Source organism: Bradyrhizobium sp. WSM4874 (assembly GCF_055811835.1).
In genome coordinates this window covers 70,258-95,756 of sequence record NZ_JBVVPR010000027.1, presented here as the reverse complement: position 1 = coordinate 95,756, position 25,499 = coordinate 70,258, and the positions used below count along the sequence as shown (strand labels likewise).

At 64.6% G+C, this 25,499-nt stretch carries 22 protein-coding genes; 15 read left to right on the top strand and 7 right to left on the bottom strand.

Annotation, left to right across the window (positions count from 1 at the left end):
• Positions 1 to 78: 78 nt before the first annotated feature.
• The 3 genes from hutI to hutU are packed head-to-tail and all read left to right on the top strand — an operon-like array spanning position 79 to position 4,533.
• Positions 79 to 1,293 (top strand): imidazolonepropionase, encoded by a 1,215-nt coding sequence (gene hutI, locus AC0L3P_RS25505; RefSeq protein ID WP_473306076.1) that lies wholly within the window; start codon positions 79 to 81, stop codon positions 1,291 to 1,293.
• Positions 1,290 to 2,849, top strand: coding sequence for a histidine ammonia-lyase (gene hutH, locus AC0L3P_RS25500; protein WP_473306074.1), 1,560 nt, complete (start codon positions 1,290 to 1,292; stop codon positions 2,847 to 2,849). Before hutI ends, hutH begins: the two co-directional genes overlap by 4 nt.
• Before the next feature lie 13 nt (positions 2,850 to 2,862).
• Entirely contained in the window at positions 2,863 to 4,533 is a 1,671-nt protein-coding gene (gene hutU / locus AC0L3P_RS25495) for a urocanate hydratase (RefSeq protein ID WP_473306072.1), read from the top strand.
• Between the two features lie 6 nt (positions 4,534 to 4,539).
• Here hutU and AC0L3P_RS25490 read toward each other — a convergent pair whose 3' ends face one another.
• Positions 4,540 to 5,160, bottom strand: a complete 621-nt coding sequence (locus AC0L3P_RS25490; protein ID WP_027519406.1) for a TetR/AcrR family transcriptional regulator — start codon at positions 5,158 to 5,160, stop codon at positions 4,540 to 4,542.
• Positions 5,161 to 5,411: 251 nt separating this feature from the next.
• Between AC0L3P_RS25490 and AC0L3P_RS25485 the strand changes: the two genes are divergently transcribed.
• Genes AC0L3P_RS25485 through AC0L3P_RS25450 form a run of 8 tightly spaced genes read left to right on the top strand, consistent with a single transcriptional unit; the run spans position 5,412 to position 13,775 of the window.
• Positions 5,412 to 6,272 (top strand): FAD binding domain-containing protein, encoded by an 861-nt coding sequence (locus AC0L3P_RS25485; protein ID WP_473306070.1) that lies wholly within the window; start codon positions 5,412 to 5,414, stop codon positions 6,270 to 6,272.
• The gene (locus tag AC0L3P_RS25480; protein WP_473306067.1) at positions 6,269 to 6,793 is read left to right on the top strand and encodes a (2Fe-2S)-binding protein; all 525 of its coding nucleotides are present in this window, start codon (positions 6,269 to 6,271) and stop codon (positions 6,791 to 6,793) included. Before AC0L3P_RS25485 ends, AC0L3P_RS25480 begins: the two co-directional genes overlap by 4 nt.
• Complete coding sequence (locus tag AC0L3P_RS25475) at positions 6,790 to 9,165, top strand: xanthine dehydrogenase family protein molybdopterin-binding subunit (RefSeq protein WP_473306065.1); 2,376 nt, start codon at positions 6,790 to 6,792, stop codon at positions 9,163 to 9,165. Before AC0L3P_RS25480 ends, AC0L3P_RS25475 begins: the two co-directional genes overlap by 4 nt.
• Before the next feature lie 23 nt (positions 9,166 to 9,188).
• On the top strand, positions 9,189 to 10,430 hold the full coding sequence (locus AC0L3P_RS25470) for an ABC transporter substrate-binding protein (protein WP_473306061.1): 1,242 nt from the start codon (positions 9,189 to 9,191) through the stop codon (positions 10,428 to 10,430).
• A 10-nt stretch (positions 10,431 to 10,440) separates the two neighbouring features.
• Positions 10,441 to 11,316, top strand: coding sequence for a branched-chain amino acid ABC transporter permease (locus AC0L3P_RS25465; RefSeq protein WP_473306059.1), 876 nt, complete (start codon positions 10,441 to 10,443; stop codon positions 11,314 to 11,316).
• Positions 11,313 to 12,311, top strand: a complete 999-nt coding sequence (locus tag AC0L3P_RS25460) for a branched-chain amino acid ABC transporter permease (RefSeq protein ID WP_473306057.1) — start codon at positions 11,313 to 11,315, stop codon at positions 12,309 to 12,311. Before AC0L3P_RS25465 ends, AC0L3P_RS25460 begins: the two co-directional genes overlap by 4 nt.
• A complete protein-coding gene (locus AC0L3P_RS25455; protein WP_354210586.1) occupies positions 12,308 to 13,063 on the top strand; it encodes an ABC transporter ATP-binding protein in 756 nt (251 codons plus the stop codon). Before AC0L3P_RS25460 ends, AC0L3P_RS25455 begins: the two co-directional genes overlap by 4 nt.
• Positions 13,056 to 13,775, top strand: coding sequence for an ABC transporter ATP-binding protein (locus tag AC0L3P_RS25450; protein ID WP_354065515.1), 720 nt, complete (start codon positions 13,056 to 13,058; stop codon positions 13,773 to 13,775). The genes AC0L3P_RS25455 and AC0L3P_RS25450 overlap by 8 nt, the downstream gene beginning before the upstream one ends.
• 2 nt (positions 13,776 to 13,777) lie before the next feature.
• Here the strand turns inward: AC0L3P_RS25450 and AC0L3P_RS25445 are convergent, their stop codons facing one another.
• Entirely contained in the window at positions 13,778 to 15,787 is a 2,010-nt protein-coding gene (locus AC0L3P_RS25445; RefSeq protein ID WP_473306053.1) for a putative bifunctional diguanylate cyclase/phosphodiesterase, read from the bottom strand.
• A gap of 501 nt (positions 15,788 to 16,288) precedes the next feature.
• Here AC0L3P_RS25445 and AC0L3P_RS25440 point away from each other — a divergent pair.
• A complete protein-coding gene (locus AC0L3P_RS25440; RefSeq protein ID WP_473306051.1) occupies positions 16,289 to 17,605 on the top strand; it encodes an alpha/beta hydrolase in 1,317 nt (438 codons plus the stop codon).
• 11 nt (positions 17,606 to 17,616) lie between these two features.
• On the opposite strand, the gene AC0L3P_RS25435 is transcribed toward AC0L3P_RS25440, so the two are convergent.
• The 3 genes from AC0L3P_RS25435 to AC0L3P_RS25425 all read right to left on the bottom strand — a co-directional run bounded on the left by AC0L3P_RS25435 (position 17,617) and on the right by AC0L3P_RS25425 (position 19,643).
• On the bottom strand, positions 17,617 to 17,889 hold the full coding sequence (locus AC0L3P_RS25435; protein ID WP_275173244.1) for a Plug domain-containing protein: 273 nt from the start codon (positions 17,887 to 17,889) through the stop codon (positions 17,617 to 17,619).
• 64 nt (positions 17,890 to 17,953) lie between these two features.
• Positions 17,954 to 19,033 carry a hypothetical protein gene (locus AC0L3P_RS25430; RefSeq protein WP_354065520.1) on the bottom strand — a complete coding sequence of 360 codons (1,080 nt, stop codon included), beginning with the start codon at positions 19,031 to 19,033 and terminating at the stop codon, positions 17,954 to 17,956.
• A gap of 319 nt (positions 19,034 to 19,352) precedes the next feature.
• Positions 19,353 to 19,643 carry a hypothetical protein gene (locus tag AC0L3P_RS25425; protein ID WP_354065522.1) on the bottom strand — a complete coding sequence of 97 codons (291 nt, stop codon included), beginning with the start codon at positions 19,641 to 19,643 and terminating at the stop codon, positions 19,353 to 19,355.
• Positions 19,644 to 19,814: 171 nt separating this feature from the next.
• Here AC0L3P_RS25425 and AC0L3P_RS25420 point away from each other — a divergent pair, with 171 nt between their 5' ends.
• Positions 19,815 to 20,624, top strand: a complete 810-nt coding sequence (locus AC0L3P_RS25420; protein WP_354065524.1) for an ABC transporter substrate-binding protein — start codon at positions 19,815 to 19,817, stop codon at positions 20,622 to 20,624.
• Here the strand turns inward: AC0L3P_RS25420 and AC0L3P_RS25415 are convergent.
• Both AC0L3P_RS25415 and hisC read right to left on the bottom strand, forming a co-directional pair.
• Positions 20,598 to 21,296: an ABC transporter permease gene (locus AC0L3P_RS25415; protein ID WP_354065526.1), complete on the bottom strand. Its 699-nt coding sequence runs from the start codon at positions 21,294 to 21,296 to the stop codon at positions 20,598 to 20,600. The genes AC0L3P_RS25420 and AC0L3P_RS25415 overlap by 27 nt on opposite strands.
• Before the next feature lie 222 nt (positions 21,297 to 21,518).
• On the bottom strand, positions 21,519 to 22,571 hold the full coding sequence (gene hisC / locus AC0L3P_RS25410) for a histidinol-phosphate transaminase (RefSeq protein WP_473306047.1): 1,053 nt from the start codon (positions 22,569 to 22,571) through the stop codon (positions 21,519 to 21,521).
• Between the two features lie 223 nt (positions 22,572 to 22,794).
• Here hisC and AC0L3P_RS25405 point away from each other — a divergent pair, with 223 nt between their 5' ends.
• On the top strand, positions 22,795 to 24,273 hold the full coding sequence (locus AC0L3P_RS25405) for an FAD-binding oxidoreductase (RefSeq protein WP_473306045.1): 1,479 nt from the start codon (positions 22,795 to 22,797) through the stop codon (positions 24,271 to 24,273).
• Positions 24,274 to 24,514: 241 nt separating this feature from the next.
• On the top strand, positions 24,515 to 25,366 hold the full coding sequence (locus AC0L3P_RS25400) for a 3-hydroxybutyryl-CoA dehydrogenase (RefSeq protein WP_275173234.1): 852 nt from the start codon (positions 24,515 to 24,517) through the stop codon (positions 25,364 to 25,366).
• Positions 25,367 to 25,499: the final 133 nt, after the last annotated feature.

Genomic DNA, 25,499 nt, shown 5'->3' with positions numbered 1-25,499 from the left:
AACCGCGACACGATTATATGTCTAGACATATAAGTCAAGCATCCCGGGGCGCAGGGGCATCCGCGAAGGGACAGTTGCATGGCAGAGCGCTTCGACCGGATCTGGCATAACGCTCGGCTCGCCACGATGCGGGCCGACCGTCCCGATCCCGGTGAGATCGAGCACGGCGTCATCGCCTCGCGCGGCGGCCGTATCGTCTATGCGGGTTCGCAGACCGATTTTCCGGTGAGTGCCGATGCGGCCGACCGGATCGATTGCGGAGGGCGCTGGATTACGCCCGGTCTCGTCGACTGCCACACCCATCTGGTCTATGGCGGCAACCGCGCCCATGAATTCGAGCTGCGCCTCAAGGGCGCGAGCTACGAGGAGATCGCGCGTGCCGGCGGCGGCATCGTCTCGACGGTGGCTGCGACGCGCAAGGCAAGCGAGGCCGAACTCGTAGCCCACGCGCTGCCGCGGCTCGATGCGCTGATTGCCGAGGGCGCCACCACGGTCGAGATCAAGTCCGGCTACGGCTTGGACACCGCGACCGAGATGCGGCAGCTAGCCGCTGCGCGAAGCTTGGGCCGTCAGCGCTCGGTCGCGATCCGTACATCCTTCCTCGGCGCGCACGCGTTGCCGATCGAGGCGGAGGGCGACAAGGATCGCTACATCGATCTCGTCTGCAAGGAGATGTTGCCGTCGGTCGCGCAGGCCGGCCTGGCCGATGCCGTCGATGCCTTCATGGAAGGTATCGCATTCTCCGGGGAGCAGACGGCGCGGGTGTTCGAGACGGCGAGGCGGCTTGGACTGCCGGTCAAGCTGCATGCCGACCAGCTCTCGAACCTCGGCGGTGCCGCACTCGCCGCACAATTCTCGGCGCTATCGGCCGATCACCTCGAGCACACCGACGAAGCCGGTGCCGCCGCGATGGCAAAGGCCGGAACGGTGGCCGTGCTGCTGCCCGGCGCCTTCTACTTCATCCGCGAGACGCAAAAACCTCCGGTCGAGGCGTTCCGCAAGCACGGCGTTGCCATGGCGCTCGCGACTGATTGCAATCCCGGAAGCTCGCCGCTGACTTCGCTCCTGCTCGCCATGAACATGGGTGCGACGCTGTTCCGAATGAATGTGGCCGAGTGCCTTGCCGGTGTCACCCGCGAAGGTGCGCGTGCGCTCGGCGTGCTCGATGATACCGGCACGTTAGAGGCCGGCAAATGGTGCGACCTTGCGATATGGGACATCGAGCGCCCCGCCGAGCTGGTCTACCGCATCGGCTTCAATCCGCTGCATCGCCGGGTTTGGAGGGGACAATGACGGAGCCGGGCGCGGCGATCGTCGTCAAACCGGGAACGGTCAGCCTCGATGATCTCGCGCGCGTGCTCGAAGGCGCATCTGTCGTTCTCGATCCCGCGTTCTGGCCGCGCGTCGACGCGGCCGCGGAGATCGTTGCAAGGGCCGCGCGAGCCGACGTCCCCGTCTACGGCATCAATACCGGCTTTGGAAAACTGGCCTCGAAGCGCATTCCGGCCGATCAGACCGCGCTGCTCCAGCGCAATCTCATCGTCTCGCATTGCTGCGGCGTCGGTGCGGCAACCCCCGAGCCGATCGTCCGCCTGATGATGGCGCTGAAGATCATCTCGCTCGGGCGCGGCGCCTCCGGCGTGCGCCGCGAGGTGATTGAACAGTTGCAAGCCATGCTGGCGCGGCGCGTCTCACCGCTGGTGCCGCAGCAAGGTTCGGTCGGTGCTTCCGGCGATCTCGCGCCGCTCGCACATATGACTGCGGTCATGATCGGCGAAGGACAGGCGTTCGTCGACGGCAAGATCGTATCGGGCAGCGAGGCGCTCGCAGCCGCCGGCGTCGTGCCGCTGACATTGGGGCCCAAGGAAGGGCTCGCGCTGATCAACGGCACGCAATTCTCCACCGCCTACGCCGTCTCCAGCGTGCTGCGCGCATTTAGCTTGGCCCGCGCCGCGCTCGTCACCGGCGCGCTGTCGGTCGATGCGGCAATGGCCTCGACGGCGCCGTTCCGCCCCGAGATCCAGGCGCTGCGCGGTCATTCCGGACAGATCGCGGCGGCGGCAACCCTGATGGCGCTGCTCGACGGCAGCGACATCCGCCTGTCGCATCTCGAAGGCGACGAGCGCGTGCAGGATCCCTATTGCCTGCGCTGCCAGCCCCAAGTCGCGGGCGCGGCGCTCGACCTGATCGTGCAGGCGGCGCGGACGCTGGTCGTCGAGGCCAATGCCGTCACCGACAATCCGCTCGTGCTGGTCGAGACCGGTGAGATCGTCTCCGGCGGAAATTTCCATGCCGAACCGGTGGCCTTTGCCGCGGATACCATCGCGCTGGCGCTGTCGGAGATCGGTGCGATCAGCGAGCGGCGCATCGCGACGCTGGTCGATCCCGCGCTCAATTTCGGCCTGCCGCCGTTCCTCACCCCCGATCCCGGTATCAATTCCGGCTTCATGATCGCCGAGGTGACGGCGGCCGCGCTCTATGCCGAGAACAAGCAGCGCGCTTCTGCCTGCTCGATCGACTCGACGCCGACCAGTGCCAACCAGGAAGACCATGTCTCCATGGCCGCGCATGCCGCGCGGCGGCTGTCGGACATGGCCGACAATCTCGCCACCATCCTGGGCATCGAGCTGCTGGTCGCCGCCCAGGGCATCACGCTGCGCGCGCCGCATGCAACCAGCGCGCCGCTCGCTGCCGTCATCGCCGCACTGCGCGAGCAGGTGCCGGCGCTCGGCGACGACCGCTACATGGCCGGCGATCTCGCCAAGGCTGCAGCGCTGGTCGAGGCCGACGCGCTGCCGGCTGCGGCGCTCGCCGTACTTTCAACTGACCCGTTTCCGACGCTTGCCTGACGAGGTGTTCCGCATGAACCGCCGACTGGACAATGACCGCACCATCCGCGCGCCCCGCGGCAGCGAAATCAGCGCCAAGAGCTGGTTGACGGAAGCTCCCTTACGCATGCTCATGAACAATCTCGATCCCGACGTTGCAGAACGTCCGAGCGAGCTCGTCGTCTATGGCGGCATCGGCCGCGCCGCGCGTGACTGGGAGAGCTTTGACCGGATCATTGCGGCCTTGCGCAAGATCGAAGCCGACGAGACGCTGTTGATCCAATCCGGCAAGCCGGTCGGCGTGTTCCGCACCCATTCCGACGCGCCGCGCGTCCTGATCGCGAACTCCAACATCGTGCCGCACTGGGCGACGCTCGATCACTTCAACGAGCTCGATCGCAAGGGCCTGATGATGTACGGCCAGATGACGGCCGGCTCCTGGATCTATATCGGCAGCCAGGGCATCGTGCAGGGCACCTACGAAACCTTCGTTGAAGTTGGCCGCCGCCACTATGGCGGCAGCCTCGCCGGCAAATGGATTCTGACCGCCGGTCTCGGCGGCATGGGCGGCGCGCAGCCGCTGGCTGCGACCATGGCGGGGGCCTCGATGCTGGCGGTCGAATGCCAGCCGAGCCGCATCGAGATGCGGCTGCGCACCGGTTATCTCGATCGCCAGGCCGCGACGCTCGACGAGGCGCTTGCGATCATGGCGGAGGCGGCGAAGACGAAGAAGGCGGTCTCGGTCGGCCTACTCGGCAATGCCGCGGAGATTTTTCCCGAGCTGGTCCGCCGTGGTGTCAGGCCGGATATCGTCACCGACCAGACCAGCGCGCACGATCCGATCAACGGCTATTTGCCGAAGGGCTGGACACTCGCGGAGTGGGAAGCCAAGCGCGCCGCCGATCCAAAATCCGTGGAGCGCGCCTCGAAAACTTCTATGGTTGAGCACGTCCAGGCCATGCTGGATTTCCATGGGCAAGGCATCCCGACACTCGACTACGGCAACAACATCCGCCAGATGGCGCAGGACATGGGCCTGAAGAATGCCTTCGATTTTCCCGGCTTCGTCCCCGCCTATATCCGTCCCTTGTTCTGCCGTGGCGTCGGGCCGTTCCGCTGGGCCGCGCTGTCGGGCGATCCCGAGGACATCTTCAAGACCGACGCCAAGGTCAAGGAGCTGATGCCTGACGACAAGCATCTGCACAACTGGCTCGATATGGCCAGGGAGCGCATCAAGTTCCAGGGTCTGCCGGCGCGGATTTGCTGGGTCGGGCTTGGCGATCGCGATCGCCTGGGCCTTGCCTTCAACGAGATGGTGGCGCGCGGCGAATTGAAGGCACCCATCGTGATCGGCCGCGATCATCTCGACAGCGGCTCGGTGGCGAGCCCCAACCGCGAAACCGAAGCGATGAAGGACGGGTCGGACGCCGTATCCGACTGGCCCTTGCTCAACGCGCTGCTCAATTGCGCCAGCGGCGCGACCTGGGTATCGCTGCATCACGGCGGCGGGGTCGGCATCGGCTATTCCCAGCATGCCGGCATGGTGATCGTCGCCGACGGTACGCCGGAAGCGGCAAAGCGGATCGCGCGCGTGCTCTGGAACGATCCCGCCAGCGGCGTCATGCGTCACGCCGACGCGGGTTACGACACAGCGATCGAATGCGCCCGCGACAAAGGGCTCGATCTGCCGAGCCTGACGAAGTAGCCAGGCTCAGTCGCGCGCCAGGAGCCTCGGCATGGTCGTCTTCGCGCCGTCCATGAAGGTCTGAACTGCATCGCGGACGATCGCGTCGAGATCGGCCGGGATCGGCGTCGCGTAGATGAATTTGCGGATCGCGAGATAGAAAATGCGGCCGTGGAGGCCCCAGAACAGCTCGGTCTCGCGCTCGCCGAGCGGATGTGTCTTTGCTTCGGGCAGTTTCAGGTCGTGGCGCAGCTCGCCGGCCGCCGGCTCGATGATCTCGCGCCTGATGATGTCGAGGTAGCGGCCGGTGATGCCGAACGACTTCATGCCGGAGAAGACGAAGATCCGCACCCAATTGTACTCGAACACGCGTTCGACATAGTCGAGATAGAAGCGCGTCAGCCGGGCCTCCAGCGATAGCGAGCGGTCGCGGATCATCGGACCCCAATCGGGCGACCAGCGGCTGAGATAAACCTCCTGGTAGACACGCTCGATCAGCGCTTCCTTGCTCGGGAAGTGGCGATAGATCGCGGAGTGCGTGATGCCCAGGCGCTTGGCGAGCTCGCGCGTCTGCCCCTCGAAGCCGCGCTCGGCGAAGAAGCGGATTGCCTCGTCCAGGATTGCGCGCTCGCGGTCGGCCGCACGCATGTTGCGGCGCTTTGGCGCGGACTTGCTGCCTGTCTCGGCCCGCTTCCGGGCCGGTCGCTTCGTCTTCTGCGCTTTTCGGGCCATTTCGTCGCTGAATCGCACGTCCAGTTGTCTTCATAGCCCAACGCGCATTTGTAACCAAATGGTCATTTCCTGTTGACCGGCTTCCGGCGGCGTGTCAGGATTTTGAGACCAGATGGTTACAAATCTGGCGTCCCGGCCGATGAGCCGAGGGATTCGAGGAAACGGCGGTGAAGGCGAGGGCTTTCAGCTATTTTCGCGCTGCGACGATCGACCAGGCGTTGGACGCTCACGCGCGCGCCGGCGACGATGCGCGTTTCATTGCCGGCGGCCAGAGCCTCGTGCCGGCGTTGTCGCTACGGCTGCAGGCGCCACGGCTGCTGATCGATATCACCCACATTGCCGAGCTGCGCGGCGTCAGGCGTGAAGGCGCATTCTTGCGCATCGGCGCGCTGACGCGCCATTGCGAGATGCTGAGCGAGCCGCTGATCGCCGAATTCGCGCCGCTGCTGCATGCGGCTGCGCCCTTCGTCGCCCATCCCGCGATCCGCAACCGCGGCACGTTCGGCGGCAGTGTCGCGCACGCCGATCCGGCTTCCGAGTTTCCGGCGATGACGCTGGCGCTCGGTGCCGAGATCGAGATTGTCGGCCCTTCCGGCAGCCGGCGCGTCAAGGCCGACGACTTCTTCGTCGACCTGTTCGAGACGGCTTTGCAGCCCGGTGAGCTGATCACGGCGGTCTTCGTCCCGCTGTTCAAGGCCGATCAGCGCTTTGCATTTGACGAATTGGCCCGGCGACGCGGGGACTATGCGCTGGTCGGTTGCGGTATGCTCGCGACCTGCACCGGCGACCGTATCGACGACATATGGATCTCGTTCTTTTCCGTCGGCAACACGCCGACGCGGGTGAAAGGAACGGAGGCTACGCTCATCGGCTCGAGCCTTGGCGCTGAACGCATCGCCGCAGCGCAGGCCGCGCTCGAAGGTGATCTCGCACCACCTGATGGCGACGAGGTGCCGCCGGCGATGCGGCTCCATCTCGCCCGCGTACTGCTCGGACGCATGCTCGGACGTCTCGGAGCGGGCGCATGAGCGGCTTCGACGAATCCCTTCTGGATGATGCGGACGAGACCGTGCGCGTTCGCTTCACCGTCAACGGCCGCAAGGTCGCCTGCGAGGTCGCGCCGCGCGAGACGCTGGTCGATTGCCTGCGCAACGTGCTCGAGCTGACAGGCACGCATGCCGGCTGCGAGATGGGCGCCTGCGGCGCGTGTCTTGTGCAGCTCGACGGCCGGGCCGTGCACGCCTGCCTGATGTTCACGGTGCAGGCTGACGGCGCCAGGATCGATACGATCGAAGGGCTCACCGAGAGCGGCGTAATCGCCGACCTCCAGGCCGAATTCCACCGCCGCAACGCTCTGCAATGCGGCTTTTGCACCCCGGGCATGCTGGTCAACGCCCACGAACTCCTCTCGCAGGTGACGCGGCCCAGCCGTGAGGACATTCGCGATGCGCTGTCGGGCAATTACTGCCGCTGCACCGGCTATGAAGCGATCGTCGATGCGATCGACGCCGTGGCAAAAGCGCGAATCGAAAGCGGAGGCCCGACATGAGCGCGCCGCTGACCTCGCTCGATCGCCCGAATTCCTATATCGGCCGCTCCGTGCCGCGCCCGAACGCCAAGCGGCTGCTCGCCGGGCGCGGGCGCTATGTCAGCGATCTCAGGCTGCCGCGGATGCTGTATGCCGCGTTCCTGCGCAGCCCGCATGCGCATGCGAAGATCATCTCCATCGATGCCGGGCGGGCGAGCGCGCTCGAAGGCGTGCATCTCGTTGCGACCGGTGCCGATCTCGCAAAGATCTGCACGCCCTGGACCGGCACGCTCGACCATTTCAAGGGCATGACCTCGGCACCGCAATTGCCGCTGCCGCTCGACCGCGTGGTCTGGGCCGGGCAGGCGGTGGTTGCAGTCGTTGCCGAGAGCCGTGCGATCGCCGAGGATGCGCTAGAGCTGATCGAGATCGACTACAAGGACCTTCCCATCGTCGCCGATATCGACAGCGCGCGTGAGGCCGGCGGGCCGCTGATCAATCCGGGCAGTGCCAACAACGTCTGCTTCCGTAGCCAGCTCGACAACGGCAGCGTCGACGACGCCTTTGCACATGCGGCCCATGTGGTGGAAGAGGAATTCTGTTTCGGACGCCATACGGCCGTGACCCTGGAGCCCCGCGCCATCGTCGCCGACTACGATCCCGCAGCAGGTGCGCTCACCGTGCACCACGCGACACAGACGCCGTATCAATTCCAGGACCTCTATTCGCGCCACTACGGCATCCCGGAGGCCCGCGTTCGCGTGATCGCGACCGATATCGGCGGCTCCTTCGGGATGAAGCTGCATGTCTATCACGAGGACATGGCCGTGGTCGGCCTTTCGATCCTGCTCGGCCGTCCCGTCAAATACGTTGCCGACCGCATCGAATCCTTTGTCTCCGACATCCACGCCCGCGACCACCGCGTCCGCGCCCGGATGGCGCTTGATGGCAAGGGCGAGATCCTGGCGATGGACGTGCTCGACCTTACCGCGATCGGGGCGTTTTCGAGCTATCCGCGTACAAGCGTGGTGGAGGGCAACCAGGTCATCCGCCTGATTGGCGCGCCCTATCGCTTCAAGAATTACCGCGCGACGCTCGAGGTGATCTTCCAGAACAAGGTGCAGACGAGCCAGTATCGCGCGGTCGGCCATCCCATCGCCTGCGCCGTCACGGAGCGGCTGGTCGACATGGCCGCGGCGAAGGTCGGTCTCGACCCCTTCGCGATCCGAGCGCAGAATTTGATCGCCGATGATGCTTATCCGCAGACCTCGCCGACCGGCTACCGCTTCGAGGCGCTGTCGCATCAGGCCTGCCTGAAGCGGCTGCACGAGATGATGGATTATGATGCGCTGCGCTCCGAGCAGGCAGAGTTGCGCAAGGGCGGCGTCTATCGCGGGATCGGTATCGCGGGCTTTGTCGAGATCACCAATCCAAGTCCCGCGTTCTATGGCGTTGGCGGAGCCCGTATCTCCTCGCAGGACGGCGCGATCATCAGCCTGACGCCATCAGGCGAAGTGCGATGCCTTATCTCGGTCACCGAGCAGGGGCAGGGCACCGAGGCGATCATCAGTCAGATCGTCGCGGATCAGCTCGGCGTCGCACAGGAGCACGTCAAGGTCATCACCGGCGATACCGAGGTGACGCCGCATGGCGGGGCGACCTGGGCCTGCCGCGGCGCCGGCATCGGCGGCGAGACCGCGCTCCAGGCTACGCGCGCGCTCAGGCGCAACATCCTGGAAATTGCCGCGCTCATCCTCCAGGAGCAGCCATCGGCACTCGACATCATCGATGGCGAGGTCGTCGATGCCGGCACGCGAAATCAGCGGATGCCGGTCTCCGAGATCGCGCGCATTGCGTATTTCCGTTCCGATACGCTGCCGCCGGGCACGCAGGCTCAGCTCACCGTGAGCCAGCACTTCGCGCCACAGGGCTATCCTTTCGCCTTCACCAACGGCATCCAGGGCTGTTTGCTGGAGGTCGACGTCGAGACCGGCTTCATCAAGATGTTGAAGCATTTCATCGTGGAGGATTGTGGCCGGGTCATCAATCCGATGCTGGTGGACGAGCAGCTCCGCGGCGGCATCGTGCAAGGACTCGGCGCGGCGCTGTTCGAGGAATGCCGCTACAGCGAGACCGGCCAGCTCGTGAACGGCTCGCTCGCCGACTACCTCGTCCCGATGCCGATGGAGATGCCTGACATCGTCATCGCCCATATCGAGACACCGACCGCCGACACCGAGCTCGGAGCCAAGGGGTGCGGCGAGGCGGGGACGGCCGCGGCGTCGGCCTGTGTGCTGAATGCCGTCACCGATGCGCTCACACCGTTCGATGCGACGATCAATTCTATCCCGATCACGCCCGCAAAAGTCCTGAAAGCCCTGAAGCGATTCTAGAAAAAATATAGTTGGAGGAAATCATGCCCAAGTCCGGTTCGACCCTGAAAATATCCCGCCGCACCGCGCTCGCCGGTCTCTCCGCAAGCGCGGCACTGCTCGCCATGCCGCGGCTCGGCCGCGCCGCGGACGAAACGATCCGCATCGGCTTTCCAACCCCGCTGACCGGCCCGTTCGCCGCGGAAGCGCGCGACCAGGTCAAGTGCGCCGAGCTTGCGGTCAAGCTCGCCAACGACAAGGGCGGTATCGGCGGCCGCAAGGTCGAGCTGCTGGTGCGCGACGACAAGCTCAATGCCGGTGAAGCCGCGACCCGTACGCTGGAGCTGATCGAGAAGGACAAGGTTCACGCCGTGGTCGGCGCGCTCTCCAGCGCTGTGCAGCTGGCGGTCAACGAGGTCACCCGCGCCCGCGGCGTGATCTACGTTTCGATCAGCCAGTCCGACACCATCAACGAGGCCAAGGATTTCAGTAAATTCACCTTCCATGAGGCGCTGAACCCGCACATGACCACCGCCGCCGTGGCACGGCAGACCCTGAAGAAGGGCATGAAGGTTGCCCATCTCGTCGCCGATTATGCCTACGGCCACGAGATGCTGCGCGGCTTCAAGCGCGCGCAGGCAGCGATCGGCGCGGACAATGTCGGCGAAATCCTGCATCCGTTTGGCGCTGCCGACTATTCCACCTTCATGCCGCGCCTGATGTCGATGCGGCCGGACGTGCTCTGCATCTCCAATTTCGGCCGCGACCAGGCCAATGCGATCAAGCAAGCGGTGGACTTCGGCGTCAAGCAGCAGATGAAGATCGTCGTGCCGGTGATCCTGCACAACCAGCGGCTCGCGGTCGGTCCCGACGTGTTCGAGGGCGTGGTCGGCGGCGCCAACTATTACTGGGGCCTGGAGACGCAGAGCAAGTCCGCCGCCGCTTTCAACAGCGCCTTCAAGGCAGCCAATGGCGGCGCGATCCCGACCGATTACGGCGCCTACGGCTATTCCGGCGTCGGATCGCTTTTGCAGGCCATGCAAACCGCGGGTGGCACTGATACGGACAAGGTGGTCGATGCCCTGGAGAAGCTGCAATACGACCTGACCAAGGGTCCGCAGCATTACCGCAAATGCGACCACCAGTCGGTGCAGCCAGTCCTGGTGCTGGAGTCCAAGAAGAAGTCCGCCATGGCCAACGACAACGATCTGTTCGCCATTCTCGCCAACGACACGGGTTCCGACGACATGCTGCGCAGTTGCAGCGAGCTGGGCCACGCGACCTGAAGCCTGGGCAATGGACCTGTCGCTGATCATCATGCAGCTTCTTTCCGGGATCGCCCTTGGGGCGGTCCTGGTGATCACTGCGCTTGGACTGACGATCGTGTTCGGCATGCTCGGGGTGGTCAATTTCGCCCATGGCGCGCTGTTCATGATCGGGGCCTATGCGGGGCTGTACCTGGCGTCTCTCACCGGAAGCTTCTGGTGGGGATTGCTGCTCGCTCCCATCCTGATCGGCGGCCTCGGCATGCTGATCGAGTTCGTCCTGATCCGCAGACTCTATGGGCGCTCGATCGACGATCCGCTGCTGCTCACTTTCGGCCTCAGCTACATCCTGGTGGAGGGCGTGCGGATCGTGTTCGGCAGCGACGGCATCCCGTTTCCGACCCCGCCGCAGCTGATCGGTGTGCTCGATCTCGGGATCGGATTCTTCCCGCGCTACCGCCTGTTCGTCATTGCGCTGGTGGCGGTGGTGCTCCTGGTGCTCTGGCTGACGCTGGAGAAGACCCGAATCGGCTTGATCGTGCGCGCAGGGGCCCGCGATCCCACCATCATGCAGGTGCTCGGTGTCGACATCGGCCGGGTCTGGCTCGCGATTTTCGGACTCGGCGTTGGGCTGGCCGCGCTCGGGGGCGTGCTCGCGGGTCCCATGCGCAGCGTCAATCCGGAGATGGGATCGCTGGTGCTGGCGGAAGCCTTCGTGGTGACCGTGATCGGCGGCCTCGGGTCGATCGTCGGGGCGGTGATCGCAGGCCTCATGGTCGGCATCTCCATCAGCCTGGTCGCGCTGTTCGCGCCGGAGATGGCGACCATCGTCATGTTCGCGCTGATGGCTGTGGTGCTGCTGATCCGCCCGCAAGGTCTGTTCGGCGTCAGAGGGAGGACGGCGTGACGTCACCATCGGGCGGCGAAGCGGTCGCCAAACCCTCGTCCAGCGGGTTCGGCCGGCTTCTCGACCAACGCGTGTTGCTCTCCATCGCGGTGCTGGCTGTGTTGCCCTGGCTGCTGCCGTCCCAGGCGCTGGCCGTCAATGTCCTGATCTACGGCGTCGTCGTGATGGGCTACAACCTGCTGTTCGGCTATACCGGGCTATTGTCGTTCGGCCAGGCCGCCTTCTTCGGTGCGGGCGCCTACTTCACGGGCATCGCGATCGGCCGTTACGGCGTGCCCTGGTTCGCAGCGGTGCCGATGGCTGTTCTCCTCAGCACCGGCCTCGCCGCCGCGATCGGCATCATCTCGACGCGCACCCGCGGCATCTACTTCTCCATGGTGACGCTTGCGCTGGCTCAGCTCGTTTATTACGTCGCGCTTCAAGCGTCGTCCTTCACCGGCGGCGAGAACGGCCTGCGTGGCTTTACGGTCGATCGCGTCAGCCTGTTCGGCCTCTCCGTCAATTTCCTCGACCCGGTCAACAAATATTATGTGCTGATGGCCTTTGCCGCATTGGCGATGTGGTTCCAGTCGCGCATCCTGAACTCGCCCTTCGGGGCCGTGATCGAGGCAATCCGCGAGAACGAGCAGCGGGCGCGGGCCTGCGGCTATGACGTCGAGCGCAGCAAGCTGATCGTGTTCATGCTGTCGGGCGCGATCTCCTCGCTCGGTGGCTGCATGCTGGCGCTACATCTGTCGATCGTACCGCTCGACATCCTGCACTACCAGACCTCGGGGATGATCGTGATGATGGTGCTGCTCGGCGGCGCGCGCAGCTTCTTCGGGCCGTTCGTCGGCGCGGCGGCGTTCCTGATCCTGGAGGACGTCATCTCGGTCTGGACTCCACACTGGCAGCTCTTCGTCGGCGCGATCTTCGTCCTGTTCGTGCTGTTCCTCCCCAAGGGCATCTGGGGCACGCTGCTCGACACATTGGGTGTCGGAAAGGCGCGGCCATGAGCGGCGAATTGCTTCGTGCCGAGGGGATCGGCAAGCACTTCGGCGGCTTCGTCGCGCTCGAAGGCATCACCGTGTCTTTTGCGGCCGGACAGCTCACCTCGATCATCGGGCCGAACGGCGCCGGTAAGAGCACGTTCTTCAACATCCTCTCCGGCGCGCTGACACCGACGTCAGGCAAGCTGCATTTCAGAGGACGCGAGCTGAACGGTCTGCCGCAGCATCGGTTCGTGCATCAGGGCATCTCGCGCTCGTACCAGATCACAAACATCTTCCCGGACCTGTCCGTGCACGAGAACGTCCGCGTGGCGGCGCAGGCATTGACCGTGAGCTACGACATCTGGCGCAACCGCGCTCGACTAACAGAACTCCATGCTCGCGCCGATGTTGCACTCGACGCAGTCGGGCTGCTGGGCAGGCGCGCCGAATTGGCGAAGTTCCTGTCGCATGGCCAGCAACGCGCGCTGGAGATCGCGATCGCGTTGGTCTCGGAGCCGGAGTTGCTTCTGCTCGACGAGCCGACCGCCGGCATGGGGCCGGAAGAGACAAAGGACATGGTCGCGCTCCTCGAACGGCTCGCCGAGAAGCGCACCGTGCTTCTCGTCGAGCATAAGATGAAGATGGTGCTGGGCCTATCCAAGCGCGTCGTGGTGCTGCATCATGGCCGCCTGCTTGCCGACGGCGCACCCGATGAGATCAGGAGCAATCCGGAGGTACGCCGGGTCTATCTCGGACAGAGTGAAGGTTATGGCTGAGACCGCACTGCTCGAAATCAGGGATCTCCACGCCTGGTATGGGGCGAGCCACGTCCTTCACGGCATTTCCTTGCATGTCCAGCCCGGCGAGGTCGTTGCCCTTGTGGGTCGCAACGGAGCCGGGAAGACCACCACGCTGCGGTCGATGATGGGCCTGATGCCCAAGGCGACAGGTCGCGTGCGCTTTGCGCGCCGGGAGCTTCTGCAGCTGCGCGCCCATCAGCGCTTCCATCTCGGCCTGGCTTACGTTCCCGAGGAGCGCCGCATCGTCCCCGGTCTCTCCGTGCGCGAGAACCTTCGTCTCGGCCTCGTCGCGGCAGGAAGCGACATCGATGAACGCGTGGCGATCGACGAGATCGCCGAGACTTTTCCGCGCCTGAAGGAGCGTCTCGACCAGGAGGGTGTCACGCTGTCGGGCGGCGAGCAGCAGATGCTGGCGATTGCACGCGCCTTGATCGCGAAGCCGAAGATGCTTCTGCTCGACGAGCCATCGGAAGGCATCATGCCTGTCCTGGTCGAGGAGATGGGCGTGCTGTTCCGTCGCCTGCGCGACGAGGGCAAGACGCTGCTCCTGGTCGAGCAGAACGTCGAATGGGCGCTGCGGCTCGCCGACCGTGCCGTGATCATCGATCAGGGTGAAGTCGTGCATCAAAGCAGCGCCGCGGCGCTGCTGGCGGACAAGGACATCCAGGAGCGCTACTGCGCGGTCTGACTTTAGGCCACGACCCTGGCTCCGGCGCCGCTGAGGCGCTGGCGTTCCTTTGCGAGATACTCGTCGATCGCGTCGCCGTGCATGGGCTTTGCGAAGTAGTAACCCTGGATGAAGTCGCATCCCAGCCGGCGCAGGGTATCGAGCTGAGCGCGGGTCTCTACGCCCTCGGCCACGCAGGCGATCTCCATGTCGTCACAGAGGCCCGTGAGAGACTTGATGATCTTGTGGCTCACTGCATTGTCGTTGACGTCGGCGATGAAGCTGCGATCGATCTTGATTTTGTCGAGCGGCAGCCAATGCACGTGGCTCAGCGAGGAATAGCCGGTGCCGAAATCGTCCAGCGAAATGCCGCAGCCCATCGCCTTCAATGCCGCGATCGATTGTTGTGCGCGTCCGAAATCGAAGGTAACGGCGGTCTCGGTGATCTCGAAATCGATCCGGTGCGGCGGCAGCCCGCTCCTCTCGATGATGGTGATCAGCGGCAGGATGCCCTCGGGCGAGCAGACGTCGTGGGCGGACAGGTTGAACGACAGACGGATATGGTCGGGCCAGGTCTTGGCCGTCGCGAGCGCGCGCACCAGCAGCGCCTGCGTCAGCGGCCGGATCAGGCCGATGCGCTCGGCGGCCGGAATGAAGTCGGCCGGCGAAACCAGGCCAAGGCGGGAGCTGCGCCAGCGCGCCAGGACCTCGAAGCCGGCGGTGTGCTCGCTCATGGCGTCCACGATCGGCTGGAACACCAGGTCCATCTCGGTGCTGAAATCGGCGGTGCGCAGCAAATTCTCGATGACGCCGCGGCTGCGGATCTCGGCCTCGAGCTCGCTCGAGAAGATCACGGTGCGGCCGCGCAGATGGCGCTTGGCATGATAGAGGGAATAGTCGGCGCATTCATAGAGCGCTTCCGCCGTCGTTGCCGATTGCGGGAATAGCGCGAAGCCGATCGAGCAGGACAGCCCGGTATGGGCGGTGTCGAGCTGGTAGGGCAGCTTGACCCGGTCACCGATGCGTTCGCCGAGCCGCATCAGATCCGCATCGTCAGGGTCGCCGCACACGACGAGGCCGAACTCGTCGCCGCCGAGCCTGGCGAATTCCACTCGCTGCGGGCCGAAGCCCTCGCAGACCTCGCGGATGCGCCGGCCCGCTTCGATCAGAACGCGGTCGCCGACCGAATGGCCATAATTGTCGTTGATCGGCTTGAAGCCATCGAGGTCGATGATCCCGACCGCGACGCGAACGTTCCTGCGCTCGGCATCGGTGAATGCGCTCGACAGCTCGGCGAAGAAACGGCGGCGGTTCGGCAACTCGGTGAGGGAATCGAGATTGGCGAGGCGGAAGTTCTCGTCCGAGAGGGCTTGGGTGGCCGCCTGCTGCGCCAGCAGCGATTTGCGGCTCGCGACAAGGTCGGCGAAGTCGCGATAGTAGATGAACAGCACCGTGACCATCGCACCGGTGACCAGCAGATTGTTGACGGCCATCGCCTCCAGCGTCGGTTCGCCCGTCGCGAAGTAGAACAGCACGTAGGGCACGTCGACGACCAGCGTCACGATCAGTGCCGCCGAACGCAAATGCATCAGCGAGAAGATGCAGCCGATCACGGTCACCGCCATGTAGAAGGCAACCTGGCTCTTGGCGAAAGCATCGCCGTAGGGATACAGGGCAAACGACCAGAGAGTAAAACCCGCCGCGATCGGCGCTGCAATCCAGTTGGTGAGGCGCAGGTTGCGCAGGATGTCGGCATCGTTGCGGACGACACCGCGCTGGCGCAGCCACCAGAATGTGCGAAAGCCTGTCACCGCGATCAACACGGCCGGCACGATCATACTGAGCGAAGCCGGTGCCAGCGGCACATAGGTATAAGCCACCGCGATCGTGTTGGTGATCAGGATGAAATAGAGCAGTGGGATCTGTTTTGAGAACGCGTCGAATTGCGCCCGCATCAGCTCCGGATTGTCGGCCGGCACGCGAAACAGCTCTACAACGGCAGCTAGATGAGACTTCAAATTGGTGACAGGCATTGCAATATCAGCCCTGAATTCCCTCAAAACGCGGGCGATCTTGCACGGCGGGGGTAAAGGGGGCGTTAGATTGGCGTCCTCGCGAGAGGTTCGACGCGCCGCGGATCTTCTCGATCCGCGCACCGGTGAGACCGCGTTAACGATATCCGGCGGCGGAAGCGCGGTGATTGGCTGAAAGAGCCTGCATAAGTAGCGGCTACGCTCTGCTAACCATATGCGCGGCGCAACGTATTGTCGCACCGACAACGGTGCGAGCCGGCATGGCCGCTTCACCTCTCCCCCGGAGAAGGAGAGGTGAAGATAGCGCGAGACGATCGCTGTTTTCTCGAGCGCCACGTGTCCCGTAATTTCGTGACAGTGCGCGGAATAACCCTCCCTGTCCGATTTGAGCATGGCGGCCATAGCTGCAATGCGGCCGGCTGGGGTTTGACCGCGCGCAGGCGGCTCGTCATACTTTGCGCCAAGGCGAGCCAGAAAGACTCGTCAACACCGGGAGCTCAAATGATCAATTCATTCTCCGTTGTTGCGGGGACGCTGATTTCCCTCATCTCTTCCACATCGATTGCCTTCTCGCAGCCGGCCTGCGTCACCCAGAACATGGTGGTGCCGCCTGGGGCCAACACCGTCGACAAGACGGGCCCGTTCTTTATCGATACGGCGGGTCTCGATTTCAAGACGACACCTCCGACGCGCGATCCCTCCAATCCCAACTATCCGCGTGCCACTGAGCTTCCTGACGGAACGCTGCCGCCACCGGGTGCCGAGGGCAATTTCATCATCGGTCCCACCCACAATCCTGCGCCGGAGACGATCGCGAAGGAGGGCGTGCCGCGTGGGACGACAAAATCCTTCACGCTGTCGTCGAAGGAGAGCACCATCTACAATCCGGGTCTGATCCGCGACGATCTTGCCGGCTGCACCAATTCCTCCATTATGACGACCGTTACGGCGCCGGATGACAAGTCGCACATGATCGTGACCACCAGCCATCCCGGCGTCTGGTCGCGCACCATCGACGTCTATGTGCCGGCGCAATATGTGCGCGGCAGCGAGGCGCCGTTCATCGTGGTCGGCGACGGCGGCTCGAACGCCTACAAGGATCTCGCCGTCACGCTCGACAATCTGATCGCGCAGCGCCGCGTGCCGCCGATGATCGCGATCCAGATCGGCAATGGCGGGCAGGACGCGCAGGGCAGTCAGCGCGGCCGCGAATATGACGCGGTGTCAGGCGCCTACGCGCAGTTCGTCGAGCGTGAAGTGCTGCCGCTGGTCGAAAAGAACGCCGACGTCAAGCTGACCAGAAATCCCGACGGGCGTGCGACCATGGGGCTGAGTTCGAGCGGCGTGGCAGCCTTCACCATGGCGTGGTTCTATCCCGATCTCTATCGCCGCGTGCTGGCGTTCTCGCCGACCATGGTCAACCAGCAATGGCCGCATGACCCGTCGCTACGTGGCGGCGCCTGGGAATATCACAGCGCATGGACGGGGCCGGCCACACCCAACCTCATCTCCAAGGCGGGCGTGCTCACGCCGGCCGAGCCGCCCGGCGTGCCGCTGATCGTCGCTGCGCCGACCAAGCCGATCCGTTTCTGGTTCTTCGGCGGCGACCAGGACCTGTTCTATCCGAACCCCACCATCCCCGACGGCATGCACGACTGGACCCTCTCCAACGCGCTGATGGCCAAGGTGCTGGCCGAGAAGGGCTACCACTATCAGTTTCTGTTCGTGCGCAATGCCAAGCACGTCGACCGCCCCACGATCGCGCAGACGCTTCCGTCGGCGCTGGAGTGGGTCTGGAAGGGCTATCCTATCCCCTGAGCGAAAGTGGCCTAGCGCCCGATCGTCACGCCGGCGGTCGAACGCATGGCGTCCTTGAGGCTCGTCGCGTGCTTGTCGTCGAGGATCTCTCGCGTCAGCACGGTGGCTTGGCCGGGCGTGTTGAGGATCGTCTCTCCGCGCGAAGAGGAGAGGCGGTCGGCTTTGTAGGGTGAGGCCTGATCGGTAGCCGGCGCATGGTGCGGCCGTTTACTGGATGCGGCAAAGGCTCCTTGCGAGACGCAGAGGGCGGCAATCACGACCAGTCGCAATGATTTTACGGGCATGCGATCTCCCAAATTCAGGGCGTGAGCCTAGCATATGGGCTGGTCGTCGCAGGGAAAAAAAGGGTCAGGCGAGAGCGGCCTGGCGTTCCCGCATTGGTTCGCGGACCCGGTCGGGTTTCCCGGGCTCGGCCAGCCGCGTAAAACTGCGCTGGCTTGCATGCGCGGGTGCTTCGACAATCACGCCCTCGCAGACGATCTGTCCGCCGAGCATCCGGAATTCCAGCTTGTCGTAGCGCGGCATCGTCTCGCCGAGCCCGGGCGGCAACAGCCCGACGCTTCCCTGGATGTTCAGCGTGGCATCACCGGCGCCGTAGAGGCGGGGATTCCACATCCTGATCCCGGTCTCCGCCCAGCGCTGCCGGATCAGCGCGGCGCGGTCGGCGGGTTCTGCGGCTTTCGCGCGAGCTTTCGGTGCACTCGGGATGTCCGGAGCCGGAGACACGAGGGCCGGCTCCGGCGCAACATCCGTGACGACGCTGGGCGTGTCGGCGAGGACGTCCGCGCCGCTGGGGGACGGATCGCTGTCGATGCTGTCTTCAGGGACATGCTCCGGCGAGATGCCGCGATCGGCGAACGCGACACACGTGTCGTCGAGAGTTGAGCAAGTATCCACGTCGATGGCAGAGGAATGCTCCTCGTTGACAGCGAGAGCGGGGGCATCGACCGGGACGACCTCCAACTCGACCTCGGCAGACGAGGCCTTCTCCACGACAACAGGCTCAAGGTCGGCCGCGAGTTCGGGAGATGGATCGCTGTTGATGATGAGTACGGGGACGTCGACCGGCTCGCGCACGACGTCGATGGTCGCGACCGACGCTTCCTCCACAACGACGGGCTCGACGTCCGCCCCCGTCTCCCGGGATGGTTCGTCGCTGCCGGTGACATCGGCTGGCGCTTCCGACGGGCTCTCCGCGATAATAAGGCTGGCGGTGTCGTCTTCGGCGGCTGAAGCCGCGACCGCCGCGTCGGAGTTCAAGGTATCCGCGCCAATGGTAGTGTCGATAGCCGGGGCGGCTTGTGCAATTTCGGCAACAATGGCGGGTGAGGCGTCTACGGCATCAGGCGCGACGTCGATGCTGCCGCCATGCGGCGCGGGGCGAAGCCGGGTGAACGCCCATTTCACCGCGGGGATGCGGCGCAGCAACGATATCAGTCTCGAAAGCACAGGGAGTTGTCCAAGAGGTACTCGGCTTGAGGCCATCGCTGATTCGCCAGCAATGTAAAAATCCCCGGCTGTCACACTGATGTCAATGTGGGTGGGACCAATTGCAGAACATCCGCGCTTTCAGAGCGCGCGGCTGCGATTTTGCCGGCGTGACTGTAAGCAAGGTGCGGCCCCGCCAATACGCTTCGTTCGACACCAACACCTCCGCACATGACGTCGACAAGCTTTGACGGCACGTACGTAGGCTTCTGGAGAGGGGACGATCGCCCCCTCTCCAGGATTTTCAATCGATACCGGCCTACTTTCCGGCGCCGGAGCCGGAGCCGGAGCCTGCGCCGCCGCCGGCCTGGCTACCCATGTTGTTCGTGTTGGTGCCACCGGCCGACGGAGTCTGCTTGCCCTTGCTGTCGGCGGCCTCGTTCTGCATGTTCGACGACGTGCCGGTCGTCATGCCCTTGGTCGCGGGGCCCCGCGACGAGGGGCCAACGTCGCCCTGGCCGGATGCGCCGGGGGCGGGTTGTGTCTGCGCGGTGGCGCCGCCGGTCGCCAGCGCCATGATGCACGCGGATGCCAAAATGAGCTTCTTCATCTGGTTTCCTCCTGGGTTGACTTGGGCACAACTTACGCGCGGAGCGGACGTTCCTCACCGGGGAGCGCCGCGAGTCATGACCAGGCGCGTTGCGGCGCTTGTCAGGGTTCCCTGTACGGCTCTATCGACGGTAGAGTTTGGAACATCCGGCATCTGGTGTAAGGACGAGGCATGAAAAGGATACTGACTCTCGGAGCGGTTCTGCTCTGGTCCACGATCGCAATCGCGCAGGAGCGCGCCATCACCGTGGCCTCGACGACGTCGACGGAACAGTCGGGGCTGTTCGGTTACTTGCTGCCGCTGTTCTCGAAGGCCGCAGGCATCGATGTGAAGGTCGTGGCCGTCGGCACGGGCCAGGCGCTCGACATCGGACGGCGCGGCGATGCAGACGTCGTGTTCGTCCATGACAGGCCTGCCGAAGACAAGTTCATATCCGAAGGGGAGGGCGTGAAGCGCTTCGACGTCATGTACAACGACTTCGTCATTGTCGGGCCGAAGAGCGATCCCGCGAAGATCGCCGGCGGCAAGGACGTGGCCGAGGCACTGCGCAAGATCGCCGCCGCGAAGGCGCCGTTCATTTCGCGCGGCGACAAGTCCGGCACGCACGCGGCCGAGCTGCGGCTGTGGAAGGAGGCCGGCATCGACCTCGGTGCCGGCAAAGACGGCTGGTATCGCGAGATCGGCCAGGGCATGGGCCCGGCGCTGAACATGGCCTCGTCGTCGAATGCCTATCTGCTGTCGGACCGCGGTACCTGGTTGTCGTTCAAGAACCGCGGCGACCTTGCCGTCCTGACCGAAGGCGACAAGCGGCTGTTCAACCAGTACGGCGTCATGCTGGTGAATCCAGCCAAGCATGCGAACGTGAAGGCGCGGGACGGGCAGGCCTTCATCGACTGGCTGATCTCTTCAAAGGGGCAGGAGGCCATTGCCGGCTATAAGGTCGGCGGCGAGCAGCTATTTTTCCCCAACGCGTCCCACTAGAAGGAAGGCGACGGTCGACACTGCGACGCTGAGTGCGAGCAAGATCAGCCCGAGCCCGAGCGCCAGCGGCAGGTCGCCCTTGCTGGTCTCCAACGCGATCGCCGTCGTCATCGTGCGCGTGAAACCGCGGATGTTGCCACCAACGATGAGGATGGCGCCAACCTCGGCAATCGCGCGCCCGAAGGCCGCGAGAAAAGCCGTCAGCAGCGAGGTCCGGCCCAGCGCGAACAGCAAGCCGATCCTGCGCAGCGTTGACAGCCCGTCGATCCGCGCCAGGTCGCCATACTCCGCCCACAGCAGGCTCGCCGGCCGGTGCACCAGTGCGACCACGATCGGTGTGGCGAGCAGCGCCTGCGCGATCACCATGGCCGTCGGCGTGAACAACAGGCCGGCCGCCCCGAACGGGCCGGACCGCGACAGGAGAAGATAAAGGGCGAGCCCCACCACGACCGGCGGAAGACCAAGCAAGGCATTGGTCAGGACGATGATGACCTGCCGCCCGCGGAACCGGGTGATCGCAAGCAGCGCCCCCAACGGCGCCCCGATCAGAAGCGCGACGATGCTGGCCGTCAGGCTGACACGCACCGACAGTCCGACGATGCCCAGAAGCTCTGCGTCGGCCTCGCCGATCAGCGTGAATGCGGCGCCGACGGATCGCGCGAAGTCGTTCATCCGTGCCTAAGCTTCGGCGCCCGCCACGATGTCTCGGGTGCGTCGATTCCGGGACTGCGGAGGTGTTTCACGTATATTTCCCCGAGGGCATCGTCGTGCAAGTCGGCGGCGGAGCGGTTTGGTAACCCGAATTTGACTGGAAATCAAAGCCTCGCGCGGCATGGCACGAGGTGGCGTTCGGCCCCATCGTTTGACGTTGGCCGATGCAGGGACCGTCGGGGCTCAGATCAAGCCGCGCAGCACTTCAACAAGCCGGGCACACTCGGCCTCCGTTCCGACCGTGATGCGCAGGAAGTCCTCGATGCGCGGCTTTCCGAAATGCCGCACCAGAACGCCACGCTGGCGAAGCGCTGCCGCGAGATCGGCTCCGCTCCGGTTTCGATGGCGCGCGAAGACGAAGTTGGCGAGCGACGGCAACACCTCGAAGCCGAGTTGTCTGAGGTCACGGGCCAGGGTTTCGCGGCTTGCGATGATACGGGTACGAGTCTCTCTGAACCAGCCGTCGTCCTCGATCGCGGCAACGGCGCCGGCGATCGCGAGGCAATCGACGGGATAGGAGTTGAAGCTGTCCTTCACCCGTTCCAGCGCTTCGATCAGCGGTCGTTGGCCGATGGCAAAACCAACCCGCAGGCCAGCGAGCGAGCGCGATTTCGAGAAGGTCTGGATGACCAGCAGATTGTCGTGGCGTGCAACCAGTGGCACGGCGCTCTCGGCGCCGAAATCGACATAGGCCTCGTCCACCACCACCAGCCGGTCCGGTTGTTCGGCCAGCAGCGATGCGATTGCGTCGCGCTGAAGCGCGATGCCGGTAGGAGCGTTCGGATTACAGAGGAGGGTGACGCTCGATGGTCGCCTGTAGTCGGAGATATCGATCCTCATCGCAGCATCGAGCGGCACCTCGTCATGCGCTATGCCATAGAGGCCGCAATAGACCGGGTAGAAGCTGTAGGTGACGTCGGGGAATAGAAGCGGCATGTCGTGCTTCAGAAGAGCCTGGAAGGTGTGGGCCAGAACCTCGTCGGAGCCGTTGCCGACGAACACTTGCTCGGGCGCCACATCGCAATGGGCCGCGATCGCCTCGCGCAGGCGCGTTGCGCGCGGATCGGGATAAAGGCGCAGCCGCTCCGCGGCCGATGCGATCGCCGCCAGCACGCGCGGCGAGGGCGGGTAGGGGTTCTCATTGGTATTGAGCTTGACGATGCCGTCCTGCTTCGGCTGCTCCCCGGGAACGTAGGGCGAAAGCGTGTGGACGACCGGACTCCAGAAACGGCTCATGATCTCCAATCCGAATTTGATCGGGCACAGTAGGGTATGCGGGAGCTCGGCGGAAGTGCACCTGCGTTCAGCATTCCGGGCAAATCCGCACGAGGCTTACTGCCGGGGACGTTCCCGCAAGCGCGACCCCTATGCTAGGGTCGTCGCACCACCGCCCAGAATGAAAACAAGAACGAAGGCTGGCGCGCCCCAAGGCGCTGAACGGCCAAAAAGAGAGGAACACATGCCGGGTGCAGCCCTTCCCACCGCTCCTTCGATTCCGACCGCGCCCGTGACGTCAGCCGTTCTCGACCGCTTGCGGACCATCGTCGGCGACAAAGGCCTGATCCTGGATGAGCAAGACAAACAACCCTTCGTGACCGACTGGCGCGGCGAACTGGCGGGGCAGGCCGCGGCGGTCGTGCGTCCGGCCAGCACCGCGGAAGTCTCCGCTGTCGTCAAGCTCTGCTACAACAACGGCATTGCCATCGTTCCGCAAGGTGGCAACACCGGCCTGATGGGCGGTGCCACGCCGTGGCCCATGCACCGCGGCATCGTGCTGTCGCTCGGTCGCATGAACCAGGTGCTGGATGTCGATCCGGTCGGCTACACCATGACCGTGGAGGCAGGCTGCATCCTCGAGACGCTTCAGGACACAGCTGCGCGCCACGATCGCCTCTTTCCGCTCAGCCTGGGTGCTCAGGGCTCGTGCATGATCGGAGGCAATCTGTCCACCAATGCCGGCGGCGTGCAGGTGCTGCGTTATGGCAATGCGCGAAATCTGGTGTTGGGTCTCGAAGTCGTGCTGGCTAACGGCGATGTCTGGGACGGCCTGCGCGCACTCAAGAAGGACAACACCGGCTATGATCTCAAGCATCTGTTCATGGGCGCCGAAGGGACGCTCGGCATCATCACCAAGGCGGTGCTGAAACTCTGGCCGGCGCCGAAAGACGTGTGCACGGCGTGGCTCGCGATTCGCGATCCCAAGGCCGCCATCGACCTGCTGTCGCAGGCGCATGCCGCTTCCGATGACAATGTCGGCTCCTGTGAGCTCATCAGCCGTGCGTGCACCGACATGGTGCTGCGCCACATTCCCGGCACCCAGGATCCTCTCAAGGCTCAGACCGAATGGTATCTCCTTCTCGAATGGTCGTCGGCCCGGCCACGGCAGGACGGCGGCACGGGCATGTCGGACAGGATGGAGCAGTTCCTGGCCGACCAACTCGAGGCGGGCCGGGTGCTGGATGCGGTGATCGCGCAAACCGAAGCGCAGTCGCGCAACATGTGGCGGATTCGCGAGGCTGTCGCCGAGGCATCGCGCACCGAAGGTCCGGGCTTGAGCTACGACGTGTCGGTCGCGGTCTCCAGGATTCCCGAGTTTATCGACAGCGGTCTCGAGGCCGTGCTCGCAATCTTGCCCGCGATCCGCCCCTATCCGCTCGGCCACATCGGAGACGGCAACGTACACTTCTCCTTCATGGGCCCGAAGGGCATGGACCGCGATACGCTCTCCCAGTATTCCGCGGCGATCACACGGGCCGTCAACGACCTCATCACCTCGATGGGCGGCTCGATCTCGGCGGAACATGGCATCGGCATCGAGAAGCTCGACGAGCTCCAGCACTATCGCTCCCGGACCGAGCTCGACATCATGCGCACGATCAAGCGGGCGCTCGATCCCAAGAACATCATGAATCCGGGCAAGGTGCTTCGTCTCGGTTAAGCCGTTACCGCCGCGAGCCCGGCTCCCGGGGCAAGGGATGCCGCAGATAGGCCGGGCCAAACGGGCCGGGGCGCGAAATCATGCCGTTTCGCGACCGGAAGGCGGCTTTATTCCCGCCTTGGATGCTTTAAGGAAGGACAGGATCGGGTCGCACCCGGCCGGGGGCGGTGTTAGACCCTGATCCAGGAACAATGGGACGGGGCCGGTATGGCACGTCCGCAAGGATGAAGGATTTGAGGCAATGATCCAAACCGTTGGCATCATCGGGGCAGGGACAATGGGCAACGGCATCGCGCAGATTTGTGCCGCGGCCGGGCTTTCGGTCGTGATGGTCGATATTTCCGATGCGGCGGTGAACCGCGGCATTTCGACGGTCGGCGGCAGCCTCGAGCGTCTGGTCAAAAAGGAGAAGATGTCGGCGGGCGATCGCGACGCCACGCTCAAGCGCATCACCGGCACCACCGACCGCGCCAAGCTCGTCGACTGTGACCTCGTCATCGAGGCCGCGACCGAGAACGAGGAACTCAAGGTCAAGATCCTGAAGGATCTCTGTGCGACGCTGTCGCCGCGCACGCTGCTCGCCACGAACACCTCGTCGATCTCGATCACGAAGCTCGCCGCGGCGACCGACCGCCCCGACCGCTTCATCGGCATGCACTTCTTCAATCCGGTTCCGGTGATGGCGCTGCTGGAGCTGATCCGCGGCCTGCAGACCTCCGACGACACCCACGCCAAGTCGCTCGATTTCGCCAAGCGCGTCGGCAAGGTGGCGATCACGGCCAAGAACAGCCCCGGCTTCGCCGTCAACCGCATCCTGTGCCCGATGATCAACGAGGCGATCTTCGCGCTTCAGGAAGGGATTGCGACGGCGGAAGAGATCGATGCCGGCATGAAGCTCGGCTGCAACCATCCGATCGGGCCGCTGGCGCTCGCCGATCTCGTCGGGCTCGACACCATGTTGTCGGTGATGGAGGTCTTTTACAAAGGCTTCAACGACCCCAAATACCGTCCAGCCCCCTTGCTCAGGGAAATGGTCGACGCCGGCCATCTCGGCCGCAAGACGGGGCAGGGCTTTTACACCTACAGCGCCTGACAATGGCGCGGGCGGCGGGCCTTGAGTGCTCGCCGCCAGACCCCGCGATTTGCGCTGCGACAAAGACGCCGCGCGCAATCGGCCTGACAATGTCGAACGGGCGGCCTGCGGGAACAACGGAACGGATAACAAG